General features: G+C 67.9%; 13 protein-coding genes, 2 tRNA genes and 1 pseudogene. 15 read left to right on the forward strand and 1 reads right to left on the reverse strand.

The window, feature by feature from the left end; translation table 11 throughout:
• Positions 1–410 precede the first annotated feature (410 nt).
• Positions 411–484, reverse strand: a tRNA-Gly gene (locus AC1DWC_RS12450).
• A 155-nt stretch (positions 485–639) separates the two neighbouring features.
• Between AC1DWC_RS12450 and AC1DWC_RS12455 the strand changes: the two genes are divergently transcribed.
• The 15 genes and pseudogenes from AC1DWC_RS12455 (at position 640) to AC1DWC_RS12525 (ending at position 15,355) form a co-directional block, all read left to right on the forward strand.
• Positions 640–716, forward strand: a tRNA-Pro gene (locus tag AC1DWC_RS12455).
• A gap of 79 nt (positions 717–795) precedes the next feature.
• Positions 796–2,160, forward strand: a complete 1,365-nt coding sequence (gene tig / locus AC1DWC_RS12460; RefSeq protein WP_169888308.1) for a trigger factor — start codon at positions 796–798, stop codon at positions 2,158–2,160.
• A gap of 147 nt (positions 2,161–2,307) precedes the next feature.
• Positions 2,308–2,895 (forward strand): ATP-dependent Clp protease proteolytic subunit, encoded by a 588-nt coding sequence (locus AC1DWC_RS12465; RefSeq protein WP_072844931.1) that lies wholly within the window; start codon positions 2,308–2,310, stop codon positions 2,893–2,895.
• Positions 2,896–2,940: 45 nt separating this feature from the next.
• A complete protein-coding gene (locus tag AC1DWC_RS12470) occupies positions 2,941–3,603 on the forward strand; it encodes an ATP-dependent Clp protease proteolytic subunit (RefSeq protein ID WP_477841387.1) in 663 nt (220 codons plus the stop codon).
• 219 nt (positions 3,604–3,822) lie between these two features.
• Positions 3,823–5,100, forward strand: coding sequence for an ATP-dependent Clp protease ATP-binding subunit ClpX (clpX, locus tag AC1DWC_RS12475; RefSeq protein WP_072844933.1), 1,278 nt, complete (start codon positions 3,823–3,825; stop codon positions 5,098–5,100).
• 318 nt (positions 5,101–5,418) lie between these two features.
• A complete protein-coding gene (locus AC1DWC_RS12480) occupies positions 5,419–6,249 on the forward strand; it encodes an IclR family transcriptional regulator (RefSeq protein ID WP_477908441.1) in 831 nt (276 codons plus the stop codon).
• Between the two features lie 42 nt (positions 6,250–6,291).
• Complete coding sequence (locus AC1DWC_RS12485) at positions 6,292–6,498, forward strand: hypothetical protein (protein WP_477908443.1); 207 nt, start codon at positions 6,292–6,294, stop codon at positions 6,496–6,498.
• Between the two features lie 123 nt (positions 6,499–6,621).
• A pseudogene (locus AC1DWC_RS12490) lies at positions 6,622–7,875 on the forward strand (cytochrome P450); the annotation flags it as partial.
• Entirely contained in the window at positions 7,864–8,988 is a 1,125-nt protein-coding gene (locus AC1DWC_RS12495; RefSeq protein WP_477908513.1) for a PEP/pyruvate-binding domain-containing protein, read from the forward strand. The pseudogene AC1DWC_RS12490 and the gene AC1DWC_RS12495, both read left to right, overlap by 12 nt.
• Before the next feature lie 36 nt (positions 8,989–9,024).
• Positions 9,025–10,839: a PEP-utilizing enzyme gene (locus AC1DWC_RS12500; RefSeq protein ID WP_477908445.1), complete on the forward strand. Its 1,815-nt coding sequence runs from the start codon at positions 9,025–9,027 to the stop codon at positions 10,837–10,839.
• Positions 10,839–11,588 carry an SDR family NAD(P)-dependent oxidoreductase gene (locus AC1DWC_RS12505; protein ID WP_477908447.1) on the forward strand — a complete coding sequence of 250 codons (750 nt, stop codon included), beginning with the start codon at positions 10,839–10,841 and terminating at the stop codon, positions 11,586–11,588. Before AC1DWC_RS12500 ends, AC1DWC_RS12505 begins: the two co-directional genes overlap by 1 nt.
• A gap of 13 nt (positions 11,589–11,601) precedes the next feature.
• A complete protein-coding gene (locus tag AC1DWC_RS12510; protein ID WP_477841379.1) occupies positions 11,602–11,922 on the forward strand; it encodes a 2Fe-2S iron-sulfur cluster-binding protein in 321 nt (106 codons plus the stop codon).
• A gap of 2 nt (positions 11,923–11,924) precedes the next feature.
• A complete protein-coding gene (locus AC1DWC_RS12515; RefSeq protein WP_477908449.1) occupies positions 11,925–13,193 on the forward strand; it encodes an NAD(P)/FAD-dependent oxidoreductase in 1,269 nt (422 codons plus the stop codon).
• A 39-nt stretch (positions 13,194–13,232) separates the two neighbouring features.
• The gene (locus AC1DWC_RS12520) at positions 13,233–13,880 is read left to right on the forward strand and encodes an HD domain-containing protein (protein WP_477908451.1); all 648 of its coding nucleotides are present in this window, start codon (positions 13,233–13,235) and stop codon (positions 13,878–13,880) included.
• 11 nt (positions 13,881–13,891) lie between these two features.
• Positions 13,892–15,355: an aldehyde dehydrogenase family protein gene (locus tag AC1DWC_RS12525; protein WP_477908453.1), complete on the forward strand. Its 1,464-nt coding sequence runs from the start codon at positions 13,892–13,894 to the stop codon at positions 15,353–15,355.
• The last annotated feature ends 79 nt before the right edge of the window (positions 15,356–15,434 follow it).

Raw genomic sequence — 15,434 nt, forward strand, 5'->3', positions numbered from 1 at the left:
CTGCCGGCTTTGCCCGCCACCGTGGGGTCAGAGCGCAAAGCGGCACCCAGCCCGATGCGATCTGAATTCTTGCAAGGGGCGCTAACCGAAATTCGGCGGCGGCGTGACTCTTCGCCTCCGTGCGGCACGAGGAGTCCCTGGTAGCCGCCAGGTCCGGCAGACAGCGATCCCGCACCGACAGCGAAATCCATGGATTCCGCGGCTCGACCTCGACCACATCGCGGAAGCGGCCGTCCGTAGCTGAGTCAGGAGCGACACTCGGCTCAGTCTGGATGCGAATCGCGCCGCAATCAGGTCGGAGATGCGCCGAATCGGGCCGGCGAGGCGCAGTCGAGGGGGAATCGGCGTTCGAAAACCGTCCGCAGGTCCAACTAGGTGAACGAAGCGAGCGCTGATGGGTGAACACCCTATGGAGGGGATGACGGGAATCGAACCCGCATCATCTGCTTGGAAGGCAGAGGCTTTACCACTAAGCTACATCCCCGCGCATACGACAACCTGGGATCGCCACTGATGTCGTCTGCGAGTCAGACTGTACATAACCTCGCTTTGTCATCGCCAATCGGGTGCCCGTAGGATTCCTTCACGGAGTCGTCGTCGCAGCGCAAGATCGCGGTCGCCGGAGCCTCGCGGACCTAACGGGGTGTAGCGCAGCTTGGTAGCGCATCCGCTTTGGGAGCGGAGGGTCGCAGGTTCAAATCCTGTCACCCCGACCAGGAACAACGACGCAACATGTGCGGTGCTGAAGATCAGTGCCGCATGGCAACTAGTAAGACCACACGAAGGAGCATGTCCGTGAAGAGCACCGTCGAGCAGCTGAGCCCGACACGGGTCCGTATCAACGTCGAGGTGCCCTTCGCGGAGCTCAAGCCTGACTTCGACAAGGCATACAAGGCCCTCGCGCAGCAGATCCGTCTCCCCGGCTTCCGTCCCGGCAAGGCTCCGGCCAAGCTGCTCGAGGCCCGCGTCGGCCGTGGTGCCGTGCTGGAGCAGGTCGTCAACGACGCACTGCCCTCGCGTTACTCCGAGGCTGTCGAGGCCGGCCAGGTCAAGGTCATCGGCCAGCCCGAGATCGAGATCACCAAGCTGGAGGACGGCGAGCAGCTGACCTTCACCGCCGAGGTGGACGTCCGCCCCGAGATCGAGCTGCCCGACTACAGCGCGCTCACCGTCACCGTCGACCCGGTCGAGATCACCGACGAGGCCGTCGACGAGCAGCTGCTCTCGCTGCGTCAGCGTTTCGGCACCCTCACGGGTGTCGAGCGGGGCGTGCAGGACGGCGACTTCGTCTCCATCGACCTCGCCGCGACCGTCGACGGCGAGGCCGTCCCGGAGGCCACCGCGAGCGGCCTGTCCCACGAGGTGGGCTCGGGTCAGCTGATCCAGGGCCTCGACGAGGCGCTCATCGGTCTGAAGGCCGGCGAGTCCAAGGAGTTCACCTCCACGCTGGTCGCCGGTGAGCACGCCGGCAAGGAGGCCGTCGTCACGGTCACCGTCGGCACCGTCAAGGAGCGCGAGCTGCCCGAGGCCGACGACGAGTTCGCCCAGCTGGCGAGCGAGTTCGACACCCTCGAGGAGCTCAAGGCAGACCTGACCGAGCGTGTCGGTCGCGTCCGCAAGGTCGAGCAGGCCGGTCAGATCCGCGACAAGGTCCTCGAGACCCTGCTCGAGACCGTCGAGGTCCCGCTGCCCGAGGCCATCGTCAAGGCCGAGGTCGACGCCGCACTGCACGACGCCGTGCACGGCCTGGACCACGACGAGGCCGCCCTCGACAAGCTGCTCGAGGAGCAGGGCAGCAGCCGCGAGGAGTTCAACAAGGACACCACCGACGCCGCCGAGCGCAGCGTCAAGACCCAGCTGCTGCTCGACGCGATCGCCGAGGCCGAGGGCACGCAGGTCGACCAGCAGGAGCTGACCGAGCGGATCATCTTCCAGGCGCAGCGCTACGGCATCTCGCCCGACCAGTTCATCCAGCAGGTCCAGCAGGCCGGTCAGCTCGGCGCGGTGTTCGCCGACGTCCGTCGCGGCAAGGCGCTGGCCTCGGTCGTCGAGAAGTTCACCGTGACCGACACCGCCGGCGAGACCGTCGACACCGCCGAGATGTTCGGCAACGGCAAGGCCGACGACTCGGCCGAGGCCGCGGAGTCCGACGAGAGCTAGGTTTCACGCCTACAGCGAACAGGGACGGCACCGGGACTCCGGGGCCGTCCCTGTTCGTTAGTGTCAGTGACAAGAACCAACGTTTCAGTTATGGAGAAGGCAGGTACCGTGACTTCACAGAACCCGGGGACTTTTCAGAGTCCCGCCATGACTTCGGCCACTTCGGGCCTGAACCTCAGCGACTCGGTGTTCGAGCGCCTGCTGCGCGAGCGCATCATCTTCCTCGGTACCCAGGTCGACGACGACATCGCCAACAAGCTCTGCGCCCAGATCCTGCTGCTCTCGGCGGAGGACCCGACGCGCGACATCTCCCTGTACATCAACTCGCCGGGCGGCTCGGTCACCGCCGGCATGGCGATCTTCGACACCATGCAGTTCGCGGAGTGCGACATCGCGACCTTCGGCATGGGCCTGGCCGCGTCGATGGGGCAGTTCCTGCTCTCGGCAGGCACCAAGGGCAAGCGCTACGCCCTGCCGCACGCGCGGATCATGATGCACCAGCCGTCGGCCGGAATCGGCGGCTCGGCCAGCGACATCGCGATCATGGCGGAGCAGTTCAAGCACACCAAGCGCGAGATGGCCGAGCTGATCGCCGAGCACACCGGTCAGACGCTCGAGCAGATCACCATCGACTCGGATCGTGACCGCTGGTTCACGGCGCAGGAAGCCCTCGACTACGGCTTCGTCGACCACGTCGTCTCCCGCGCACGCGAGGCCGGTGGCGCCGGCAACTGAGCCGGCCCGCCCCGTCCTGCGTCCACTTCATCCATTGGAGAACTGATGAGCAACCTCTTCGATCCCCGCGCTCTAGGCGGCCAGGCACCGGCCGCGCCGCAGTCCCGTTACATCCTGCCGTCGTTCATCGAGCACTCCAGCTACGGCGTCAAGGAGTCCAACCCGTACAACAAGCTGTTCGAGGAGCGCATCATCTTCCTCGGCGTGCAGGTTGACGACGCCTCCGCGAACGACGTGATGGCGCAGCTGCTGGTGCTCGAGTCGCTCGATCCCGACCGCGACATCACCATGTACATCAACTCGCCCGGTGGCTCGTTCACCTCGCTGATGGCGATCTACGACACGATGCAGTACGTGCGCGCCGACATCACCACCGTCTGCCTCGGCCAGGCGGCGTCCGCGGCCGCGGTGCTGCTGGCGGCCGGTACCCCCGGCAAGCGCCTGGCCCTGCCGAACGCCCGCGTGCTGATCCATCAGCCGTCGAGCGGCGGAATCCAGGGTCAGGTTTCGGATCTCGAGATCCAGGCCGCCGAGATCGAGCGCATGCGTCGCCTGATGGAGGACACCCTCGCCCGGCACACCGGCAAGGACGCCGAGGTGATCCGCAAGGACACCGACCGCGACAAGATCCTCACGGCCGCGCAGGCCAAGGAGTACGGAATCATCGACGACGTGCTCGAGTACCGGAAGCTATCCGCGCAGAAGTAGTCGTCCGCGCCGCCCGGMCCCGTCACGGGTCSGGGGCGCGCGCCGCCGCGACAGGCGGCGCGAAACCCCGCCAAGAAGTGACCTGGTTCCCGGAGTGCGGGTACCGTCACATGAGGGGCATTCGCCCGCGGAGGGTCCGGGATTCGAGACCCGTCCGCTCGCGGAGTCCGGCGGGCTCCGTAGCTAGTGCAGCTGAGAAGGAAGTAGGGACCTGACGAGATGGCACGCATCGGTGACGGCGGCGACCTGCTGAAATGCTCTTTCTGTGGCAAGAGCCAGAAGCAAGTGAAGAAGCTCATCGCGGGGCCGGGTGTGTACATCTGCGACGAGTGCATCGACCTGTGCAACGAGATCATCGAGGAAGAGCTCGCCGAGTCGAGTGAGGTCAAGCTCGACGAGCTGCCCAAACCGGCCGAGATCCGGGACTTCCTCGAGAACTACGTGATCGGCCAGGACGCGGCCAAGCGGACCCTCGCGGTCGCGGTCTACAACCACTACAAGCGCATCCAGGCCGGGGACAAGGGCCGGGAGGTGCGGGGCGAGACCGTCGAGCTGGCGAAGTCGAACATCCTGATGTTGGGCCCCACCGGCTGCGGCAAGACGTACCTCGCGCAGACGCTGGCGAAGATGCTCAACGTCCCGTTCGCGATCGCCGATGCGACGGCGCTGACCGAGGCCGGCTACGTCGGCGAGGACGTCGAGAACATCCTGCTCAAGCTGATCCAGGCCGCCGACTACGACGTCAAGCGCGCCGAGACCGGCATCATCTACATCGACGAGGTCGACAAGATCGCCCGCAAGAGCGAGAACCCGTCCATCACCCGGGACGTGTCCGGCGAGGGTGTCCAGCAGGCGCTGCTGAAGATCCTCGAGGGCACTCAGGCCAGCGTGCCGCCGCAGGGCGGACGCAAGCACCCGCACCAGGAGTTCATCCAGATCGACACCACCAACGTGCTGTTCATCGTGGCGGGTGCGTTCGCGGGTCTCGAGAAGATCGTCTCGGACCGAGTGGGCAAGCGCGGCATCGGATTCGGCGCCGAGGTGCACTCGAAGGCGGAGCTCGACACCCAGGACCGCTTCGCCGAGGTGATGCCGGAGGACCTGATCAAGTTCGGTCTGATCCCCGAGTTCATCGGGCGTCTGCCGGTGCTGGCCTCGGTGACCAACCTCGACAAGGACTCGCTGGTCCAGATCCTGTCGGAGCCGAAGAACGCACTGGTCAAGCAGTACATGCGGCTGTTCGAGATGGACGGGGTGGAACTCGAGTTCTCCTCCGACGCGCTCGAGGCGATCGCCGACCAGGCGATCCTGCGCGGCACCGGTGCCCGTGGGCTGCGGGCCATCATGGAAGAGGTCCTGCTGCCGGTGATGTACGACATCCCGAGCCGCGACGACGTCGCCAAGGTGGTCGTCACCGCGGAGACGGTCAACGACAACGTGCTGCCGACGATCGTGCCGCGCAAGCCGGAACGCGAGCGTCGCGACAAGTCGGCGTAGGTCGAACTGCCGCCGAAGGCCCCCACTCGATCGAGTGGGGGCCTTCGGTGTTCCTTCTTGCAACCAGGCTCTCGAAGACGGGGGCAAGGCCCTGCCCGCCACCGATGCACATGGTCTCGAGGCCGTAGCGTGACTCGCGACGATCCATGGGCTGGTGCACGGCTCGCAGCGGGTCATCTGCTTGCCGACACCGGTCCACGACCTCCGCGCGCGGCGCCTCGGCCACTCTGCCGGGGCGCCGTCGTCGGCGGGTCCGGACCCGCGACAGGATAACGACGGAACGGCTGACGCAGATCAGTCGACAGGACAGAGGTGACAATGGCCGGACAACCACGCGAGCCGGGGCGGACCACGACCTCCCGTGTGCTGGCGATCCTCGGGACCTTCGAATCCGCGCCGGGGCCGCTGCAGCTGACCGACATCGCGACTACTGCGGGACTGCCGCTGAGCACGGTGCACCGCCTCGTCGCCGAGCTCGAGCAGTGGGGTGCACTTCAGCGCGGTCCGGACGGGCGCTATCAGGTGGGCATCCGGCTGTGGGAGATCGGCCAGAACGCCGGCCGGCGGCTGCGAGACATCGTCCACTCGCCGCTCCAGGACCTGTTCGACCTGACGCACGAGACCGTCCACTTCGCGGTCCGGCGCGGCACCGAAGTCATCTATGTGGACCGGATCTACGGCAGCCGGCGGGTGCCGCGGATCGCGCGGGTCGGGGGCAGGCTGCCGCTGCACCCCACCGCGGTCGGGAAGGTCCTGCTCGCGCACGAGGACGACTGGTTCCGGCAGGCCTACCTCTCGACGGTCCTCGAACGGAGGTCCCGTTACACCATCACCGATTCGCGCAGGCTGGCGCGCGAACTGGAGTCCGTGCGCGAGCTCGGCTATGCGCAGACGCAGGAGGAGATCGCGCTGGGTCTGTGTTCGGTCGCGGTGCCGGTGCACGCCCCTCAGGGAGACGTCGTCGCGTCGCTCGGAATCGTGTTGCCGAGCGCGCGGTTCGCCGAGACTCCCCGATTCCTTCCGGCGATGCGCGGCACGGCGACCCGCATCGAGAAGCTCTTCTGTGGCCTGCCGCAGTCTGTTGAACAGGCAATACGTAGCTTCTGGCTCGGCCCTTCCGTTGAACGGAATCATTTGCTTGGTGAGTGACCCTCCTCAGGCCACAGTGGTGGTCATCACAAGGAGGCTTGCATGGAGAGAAACATCACGGCGGCGGGGTCGGTCGCCGACTTCGGACCGCTCGGCCGTGACGTGTGCGCGTTCGGCATCGCGCTCACCCCACACGGGCTCGCGACGGTGCAGCGCTGGTTGGGCCTCGGGTCCGACCGGGCCCCGCGACCAACCGCTGCCCGGACCCAGGAGCGCCTCTACGCCGAGCCGGCCCGAGCGATGGCGTGAGCCTCGCTCGGATCGCCCCGATCGACCTCTCCCCGCAGTGACGTTCCTCGAAGAGGTTGTCCTGCAATGACTTTCGCCACGTCCATCGCACGTGTCGTACCCGACCCGATTTCAGGAGTTCGCATGTCTGCCCCGACCGATCACGAGCCCGCCGTCGGTTGCCCCGTCGCTCACCACGGCTACGAGCCGTTCTCGATGACCGACCCCTTCCCCGCCTACGCCCAGCTGCGCGCCGACGAACCGGTGATGTACGACGAGCGGATCGACTGCTGGGTGGTCACCCGGTACGAGGACGTCAAGGCTGTCTTCGACGACTGGGAGACCTTCAGCAGTGAGAACGCCCAGGCGCCGGTCCGAGAGCGCGGTCCGCAGGCACGAAAGATCATGGAGGACGGGGGATTCACCGCGTACTCCGGTCTGTCGGCGCGGATTCCCCCGGAGCACACCCGGATCCGCAAGGTGGTGTCGAAGGCGTTCACCCCGCGCCGGTACAAGGCCCTCGAACCGTTCATCCGCGACAACGTCGACACCCAGTTGCGGGCGATGCTCGCGCGACCGGAGCGGCGTGGTGACCTGCTGCGGGACCTCGCCTACGAGGTGCCGACCGTCACCATCCTGACGCTGATCGGCGCGGACACGGGCAAGGTGGACACCTTCAAGCGCTGGTCCGACTCGCGGGCCGCGATGACGTGGGGCGACCTGACCGACGAGGAGCAGATCCCACACGCGCACAACCTCGTCGAGTACTGGCAGGAGTGCTTGCGGCTCGTGGCGCAGGCGCATGCGCACGGCGGCGACAGCCTGGTCGCGGACCTGGTGCGTGCACAGCAGGACGGAGATCCGATCAGCGACCACGAGATCGCGTCGGTCTGCTACAGCCTGCTGTTCGCCGGCCACGAGACCACGACGACGCTGATCTCCAACACGCTGCGCCTGCTGCTCGCGCACCGCGACCAGTGGGAGGCGCTCGCGGCGGACCCGAAGCGAATCCCCGCCGCCATCGACGAGGTGCTGCGGTTCAGCCCGTCCATCGTCGGGTGGCGACGGAAGGCGCTGCGGAACAGCGGGATCGGGGGGACCACGATCCCAGAGGGCGCGAACGTGCTGCTGTTGATGGGGTCCGCGAACCGGGACGACGCCCGTTTCGAGGACCCGGAGGTCTTCGACATCTCCCGCGGCAACGCACGTGAGCACCTGGCGTTCGGCTTCGGCATCCACTACTGCCTCGGCAACATGCTCGCCAAGCTGCAGGCGCGGATCGCGGTGGAGCAGGTGCTGACGCTGGCCCCGGACCTCGAGCTTGTCGATCCCGAGGCAATCACGTTCGGCGACAACCTGTCGTTCCGGGTGCCCACCGCGGTGCCGGTGCGGTGGGACGGAACGGACGAGCGTCCCTACATCCAGTTCTTCGACGACGACACCGCGCCGCGGCACGAGTTGCTCGGCGGCAAGTGCGCATCGCTGGTGTCGATGACTCAGGCCGGCATGCCGGTCCCGCCCGGGTTCGCGGTCACCACCGCACTGTACGACGACTTCGTCGCCGAATCCGGTATCGGCGACGGTATCGCGCGACTGCTGGCAGATCTCGACCCGGACGACGTCGCGCAGGTGGACGCGGTCTCGGCCCGGATCCGCGACGCGATCACCTCGCGACCGGTCCCGGACCGTCTGCGACAGTCGACGATCGAGGCCTACGAGCGCCTGCAGTCGCATTTCGACGAGCCCGTTCCGGTGGCGGTGCGATCCTCCGCGACCGCCGAGGACCTGCCCGACGCGAGCTTCGCCGGCCAGCAGGACACCTACCTGTGGTTGACCGACCGCGAGTCGGTGGCCGAGCACATCCGCCGGTGCTGGGCGTCGCTGTACACGAGCCGCGCGATCACCTACCGACTGAAGAACAACATCCCGGACGAGGGCCTGTCGATGGCGGTCGCCGTGCAGAAGATGGTCAACGCCAAGGTCGCCGGTGTCGCGATGACCCTCGACCCCACCAACGGCGACCGGTCGAAGATCGTCGTCGACGCCTCCTACGGCGTCGGGGAGATGGTGGTCTCCGGTCTGGTCACCCCGGACAACATCGTCCTGGACAAGGTGATGCTCACCGTGGTGGCCGAGACGGTCGGCGCCAAGCACGCCGAGCTGATCCCGGATGCCGAGTCCCACAGTCTGATCGAGCGGGAGGTGGAACCGCGGCGCCGTGAGTGCCGGTGCATGTCCGATGCCGACCTGCGGACGGTGGCGACGATCGCCAAGCGCGCCGAGAAGCACTACGGGTGCCCGCAGGACATCGAATGGGCCCTCGACGCGGACCTGCCCGACGGCGAGAACCTGCTGCTGCTGCAGTCCCGCCCGGAGACGGTCTGGTCGTCGAAGCCCGCCGTGTCCGTTGCGTCGGCGACCCCGCCCACGGACGCTCCGGCGAAGCCGCGAGCCGGCTTGGTCATGTCCGGTATCACCAGGTCGATGGCCCGCCCCCACTCCCATCGCTGACCCACACCCAATCCCGAGAACCCTGAGGAACATCCCATGTCGATGAAGTCCTTCCCCAGCCCCTTCGACCTCGAGACGCCCGAGGGCGCGCAGGGGTGGCAGGAGCTGTACCCGTACAACATGGTCTTCCAGGACAGCCTGAAGGAGGCCGAGGACAAGAAGTTCTGGTTCTGCGACAGTCAGCACTGGCCGACGGTGTTCAAGCCGTTCGAGACCATCGGCGGCGAGTTCGCCGTCAAGTGCCTGGGCCAGTACAACACTCGGCACCTGTTGATCCCGAACTCGAACGGCATCGAGTTCCGCATTCATCTGGGCTACCTGTACATGTCGCCGATCCCGGCGCCCGAGGAGGAGTTCGAGGCGCGGGTACCGCATTTCGAGGCGCGGGCGGCGTACTACTACCAGAACTGGGAGCGACTGCTCGAGGAGTGGCACAAGAAGGTGCGCACCACCATCGACGAGATGGCCGGGCTGGAGTTCGCGAAGCTGCCCGACATGGTGCCGATGGAGGACATCACGTCCGGCAAGGCGAAGGACGGCAGCGAGGTGCTGCTGGAGAACTTCGACCGGCTGATCCAGCTGTGCTACCAGAACTGGCAGTACCACTTCGAGTTCCTCAACCTCGGGTACATCGCGTATCTCGACTTCTTCGGCTTCTGCAAGGAGGTGTTCCCGAACATCCCGGATCAGGCGATCGCAATGATGGTGCAGGGCGTGGACATGGAGCTGTTCCGGCCCGACGACGAGCTGAAGACGCTGGCGACGCTGGCCGTCGAGCTCGGTCTGGACGGGTTGTTCGACGACCCGAGCGATGTCGACGGCACCCTCGGCCGGATCGCGGCCGCGGCGAATGGCGAGAAGTGGCTCGCCACCTACCGGGCCGCGCAGGACCCGTGGTTCAACTTCACTGTCGGCAACGGCTTCTACGGCCACGACAAGTACTGGATCGAGCACCAGGACATCCCCCTCGCCTACATCGCCGACTACATTCGCCGGCTGCTGGCCGGGCAGGACATCATGCGGCCGGTCGAGCAGCTGGCGGCGGAGCGGGTCCGAGTCGCCGCCGAGTACCGCGACCTGCTGAGCGGCGAGGACCGGGACACGTTCGACGCCAAGCTCGAATTGGCGCGCACCGCATACCCGTACGTGGAGAACCACAACTTCTACATCGAGCACTGGACGATGGGGGTGTTCTGGCGCAAGGTCCGCGAACTGTCGCGGATGATGCACGAGGAGGGCTTCTGGGAGCAGCCGGACGACCTGCTGTACCTGAGCCGCGGTGAGGTCCGCGAGGCGCTGTTCGACCTCGCCACCGGCTGGGGCGTGGGCGCGGCCCCGATCGGTCCGAGCTACTGGCCCCGGGAGATCGAGCGCCGACGCGGGATCGTCGACGCGCTGAAGTCGCGGCGACCCGAGCCGGCGTTGAACACGCCGCCGGAGTTCATCACCGAACCGTTCACCAGCATGCTGTACGGGATCACCACCGAGCAGGTGCAGCAGTGGCTCAGCGACGACGAGGACACCTCCGGCGGGTTGCGCGGCATGGCCGCCTCGCCCGGTGTCGTCGAGGGTGTCGCCCGCGTGGTGACCAGCGCGGACGAGCTGTCCGAGGTCCAGGAGGGCGAGATCCTCGTCGCGCCGATCACCGCCCCGTCCTGGGGGCCGATCTTCGGCAAGATCAGGGCGACGGTCACCGACATCGGCGGCATGATGAGCCACGCCGCGATCGTCTGCCGCGAGTACGGGCTGCCCGCCGTCACCGGCACCGGCTCGGCGTCGACGCAGATCGTGACCGGTCAGCTGCTGCGCGTCGACGGCGGCACCGGCGTCGTCACGATCCTGGAGTCGTGATGTCGGACGACGTGAGGACCGTGCTGATCACCGGCGCCGCAGGCGGATTGGGGCGGGCGTTCGCCCTGGGCTTCGCGGAGCGGGGATACCGGGTGGCGGTCGCGGACATCGACGGCGCCGGCGCGAGGGAGACGGCCGGCCTGGTCGCCGACCGCGGCGCGGACGCCGTCGCGGTGACCGTCGACGTCATCTCGGTCGAGTCCACGGACGAGATGGCGTCGGAGGTCGCCGAGTTCGGCGGCGGCGGGATCGACGTGCTCGTCAACAACGCCGCCATCTACGCCGCGGTGACCCGCAGTCCGTTCGAGCAGATCGACCCCGCCGAATGGGACCGGGTGATGGCGGTGAACCTCAAGGGGCCGTGGATGTGTGCGCGAGCGTGCAGTCCGTACCTGCGCGAAGGCGGGGCCGTCGTCAACGTCTCGTCGGCGACGATCCTCAGCGGTTCGGAGCAGTGGATGCACTACGTCGCCTCGAAGGGCGGGGTGGTGGCGCTGACGCGGGTGATGGCCAAGGAGCTCGGCCGCCGGTCGATCACCGTCAACGTCATCGCCCCCGGCTTCACCCTCACCGAGGCCAGCCACGGCCTGATCGAGGGCGCCGAGAACTACGGCGTCGAGCGGGGCGCACTGAAGCGTGCGAGCCAGCCGGACGACATCGTCGGTGCCGCACTTTTTCTCGCCGGTCCCGACAGCAAGTACATCACCGGGCAGACCCTCGTCGTCGACGGCGGACGCCAGTTCATCTAGGAGTGAGACACCCATGCCCAAGGTCACCTTCACCGATCACGGCGGCGCCACCCGCGTGGTCGACGGCAACGTCGGCGAATCCGTGATGGAGCTCGCGATGAAGAACGGGATCCCGGGAATCGTCGCCGAGTGCGGTGGTTCGCTGTCCTGCGCCACCTGCCACGTCTTCGTCCGCGAGGACGACTTCGCCGGGCTCCCCGCGTTGGACGAGATGGAGGACGAGATGCTCTACGGCACCGCGATCGACCGGGAGGACTGCTCCCGCCTGTCCTGCCAGATCAAGCTCACCGCGGACTCGGATCTGCACGTGAGCACGCCGGAAACGCAAGTGTAGAAATGGACACCACTACGGAGAAGTCGAACACCGGCCTGCTGATCATCGGCGCCAGCCAGGCGGGCGTGCAGTTGGCGGGTTCACTGCGGGCCCTCGGCTACGAGCCGCCGATCACCCTGCTCGGCGAGGAGGACCACCGTCCCTACCAGCGTCCGGCGCTGTCCAAGGACTTCCTGCAGGGCACGGTGGATTCGGAGTCGCTGATCTTCCGGACGGCCGAGTACTGGGAGGAGCACCGGATCCGCCTCGTCAAGGGCGAGCGGATCACGGCGATCGACAGGGAGTCGGACGGTTCGGGCGTCGCCACGGCCGCATCGGGGGCGCGCTTCCCGTTCGACCGCCTGGCCCTGACGGTCGGTGCGCGCGCCCGGCACCTGGACCTCGAGGGCAGCGAGCTGTCCGGGGTCGTGTACCTGCGCAACGCCGACGACGCGCTGGCACTGAAGGCGCTCATGCCGGGCGCGACCGACGTCGTCGTGATCGGCGGCGGGTTCATCGGGCTCGAGGCGGCCGCGAGCGCACTGAAGATGGGCAAGCGGGTCACCGTTCTGGAGGCCGGACCGCGGCTGGTGGGGCGCGCCGTCGGCCCGGAGACCTCCGAGTTCTTCCTCGACGCGCACCGCCGGCGGGGCCTCGACATCGAACTGGACGCGCAGATCGCGGCCGTCGAGGGTGTCGACGGCGCCGTCACCGCGGTCCGGATGGCCGACGGCCGGGTCATCGCGGCGCAGATCGTGCTCGTGGGCATCGGGGTGATTCCCAACGTCGAGCTGGCACAGTCGCTCGGACTGCTGTGCGACAACGGAATTCGTGTCGACGAGTACGCGCTGGCCTCCGACGGCGTGACCGTCGCGGTCGGGGACTGCGCGAACATGCCGAACCCGGTGCCCGGCGCGCCGGCGGGCGACCGGATCCGCATCGAGAGCGTCAACAACGCGATCGAGCACGCCAAGGTCGCGGCCTACTCGCTCACCGGGCGGAGGTCGGAATACGCGGGGATTCCGTGGTTCTGGTCGAACCAGGCCGACCTGAAGCTGCAGATCGCCGGGCTGTCGACGGGATACGACCACACCGTGGTCCGCCGCGACGACACCAAGGGCAAGTTCTCCGTCCTCTACTACCGGTCCGGGCAGATCGTCGCCGCGGACTGCGTGAACCACCCGCTCGACTTCATGGCGGTCAAGAACGCCCTGGCCAAGCGCGGGAACATTCCCGCCGGCCTGGCCGCCGACTCCACCACTGCCCTGAAGGCCGTCACGACCGCGGCCTGATCGCACCTGGCCCACCGGCCACGAGAACCGAGGAACACCATGCTCATCACCACCAACCGTCCCGTCGACACCTCGCCGATCGAGCTGTCCGCGGCGGCCGGCACCGACCTCGACCGGATCTGGAAGTCGGTGATTCCCGAGACCCGCGCGCGCGGCAACGACATTCACCTTCCGATCTCGCTCGCCTACGCCGAACGGCTCTGCGCCGCCCATCCGGAGGCGGACGCACTCCTGGTGCGGGTGTCGATCCTGCTGCACGACACAGGCTGGGGCCGCGTCGACGAATCACGCATCATCTCCGAGGGATTCAGCGGTGACTGGCGCAAGGCCGAGATCCGCTTCGAGCACGAGCGGCAGGGCTGCCTCATCGCCGAGGAGGTGCTGCCTCCACTCGGCTACGACGCCGACTTCGTCGGCCGGGTCTGTGCGATAGTCGACGGTCACGACACCCGTCCCGACGCGAAGTCGCTCGAGGACGCACTGGTGCGGGACGCGGACCGGTTGTGGCGGTTCTGCTCCACGGGAATCGCGCTGGCGTCGTCGTGGTTCGCGCTGACCCCCGCCCGCTACTGCGATCGGCTCGAGAGCGAGATCGTTCCGGAGTTCAAGACCGAGGCCGCGGTCGCGATCGCGGCGGCGGACCTGGACCGCTCGCGGGCACTGCTCAAGACGGAGGTACTGCGGTGAAGGGTGCTGCGGTGAAGCGCGACTCGTTGGACCTGCCGTACACCCGCGTCGACGACATCTTCGTCGACGGGGAGTGGGTGCGGGTGAGCGGCGGCGAGCGCATCGACGTCGTCGACCCGGCCACCGAGGAGGTGTGGGGCTCGGTGCCCGACGCCTCCGCGGAGGACGTGGACCGCGCGGTCGACGCCGCGGACCGCGCGTTCCGCGGCGCCGGGTGGTCCGACCTCGCGCCGTCGGCGCGGGCGGAGTACCTGCGGCGTTTCGCCGACGAGGTGGTCAAGCGCGCGGAACCGTTGTCCTGGACCAACACCCGCGAGAACGGCAGCCCGATCGCGGAGACCGGCGGCGCGGCGGCGAACGCGGCGGGGATCCTGCGCTACTTCGCGTCGCTGGCGCCGTTCCTCGAGGCCCCGGATGTCCGTCCGTACCCGAACCGGCCGGGGGAGACCGTCGTCCATCGTGATCCGGTCGGGGTGTGCGCACTGATCGCGCCGTGGAACTTCCCGATCAACCTGGTCGTCGCGAAGCTGGCGCCGGCCCTGATCGCCGGGTGCACGGTCGTGATCAAGCCGGCGCAGACCACGCCGTTGTCGATCCGCTTCGTGGTGGACGCCGCGCTGGCCGCCGGGATTCCGGCCGGAGTGATCAACCTCGTCACGGGGGCGGGACGGACCGGCGACCTGCTGGTGCGGCACCCGAAGGTGCGCAAGGTGGCGTTCACCGGTTCCACCGCGGTCGGCCGCCGGATCGCGGCCGCGTGCGGTGAACTGCTGCGCCCGGTGACCCTCGAGCTCGGCGGGAAATCGTCGGCGATCGTGCTCCCGGACGCCGATCTCGACGCGATGTCGAAGGTGTTGATCCGGTCCTGCATGCGCAACACCGGCCAGACCTGCTACATCGCCACGCGCATCCTCGCGCCGGCGCAGCGCTACGACGAGGTGGTGGACATGGTCACCCGCACCGTGGCGGCCGCGAAGCAGGGCGACCCGTTCGACGAGGACACCGAGTTCGGCCCGTCCGCGACCGCGGACCAGCACGAGATCGTGCTCGGACTCCTGGAGTCGGCGCGTGTGGAGGGCGCTCGGGTCACGACCGGTGGCACGAAGGCAGAGACCGAGCGCGGCTGGTTCGTCGTGCCGACCGTACTCGCCGATGTGACCCCAGACATGCGTGTGGCCCGCGAGGAGATCTTCGGACCCGTCGTCACCGTCACGCGTTACGACACCGTGGACGAGGCGGTGGCCCTGGCCAACGACACCGAATTCGGTCTGGGCGGCATCGTGTTCGGGCGAGACACCGGCGCCGCGATGGCGGTGGCGCGCCGCGTCGACACCGGGTCGATCGGCATCAACTTCTTCGCCTCCAACCACAGCGCCCCCTTCGGTGGTCGCGGGGACTCCGGGCTCGGGGTCGAGTTCGGGATCGAGGGCCTGGGTGCCTACCTGACGCCGCAGTCGGTGCACCGGACAGGCTGAGGGGCGGCTGCCGATAGGGTGCAGCGCGTGAGCAGTACGACCGGGATCAACGCGACGTGGAGCGCCGAGAAGCCCCTCC

The sequence above is a fragment of the Rhodococcus sp. P4_C10 genome (genome assembly GCF_056402135.1).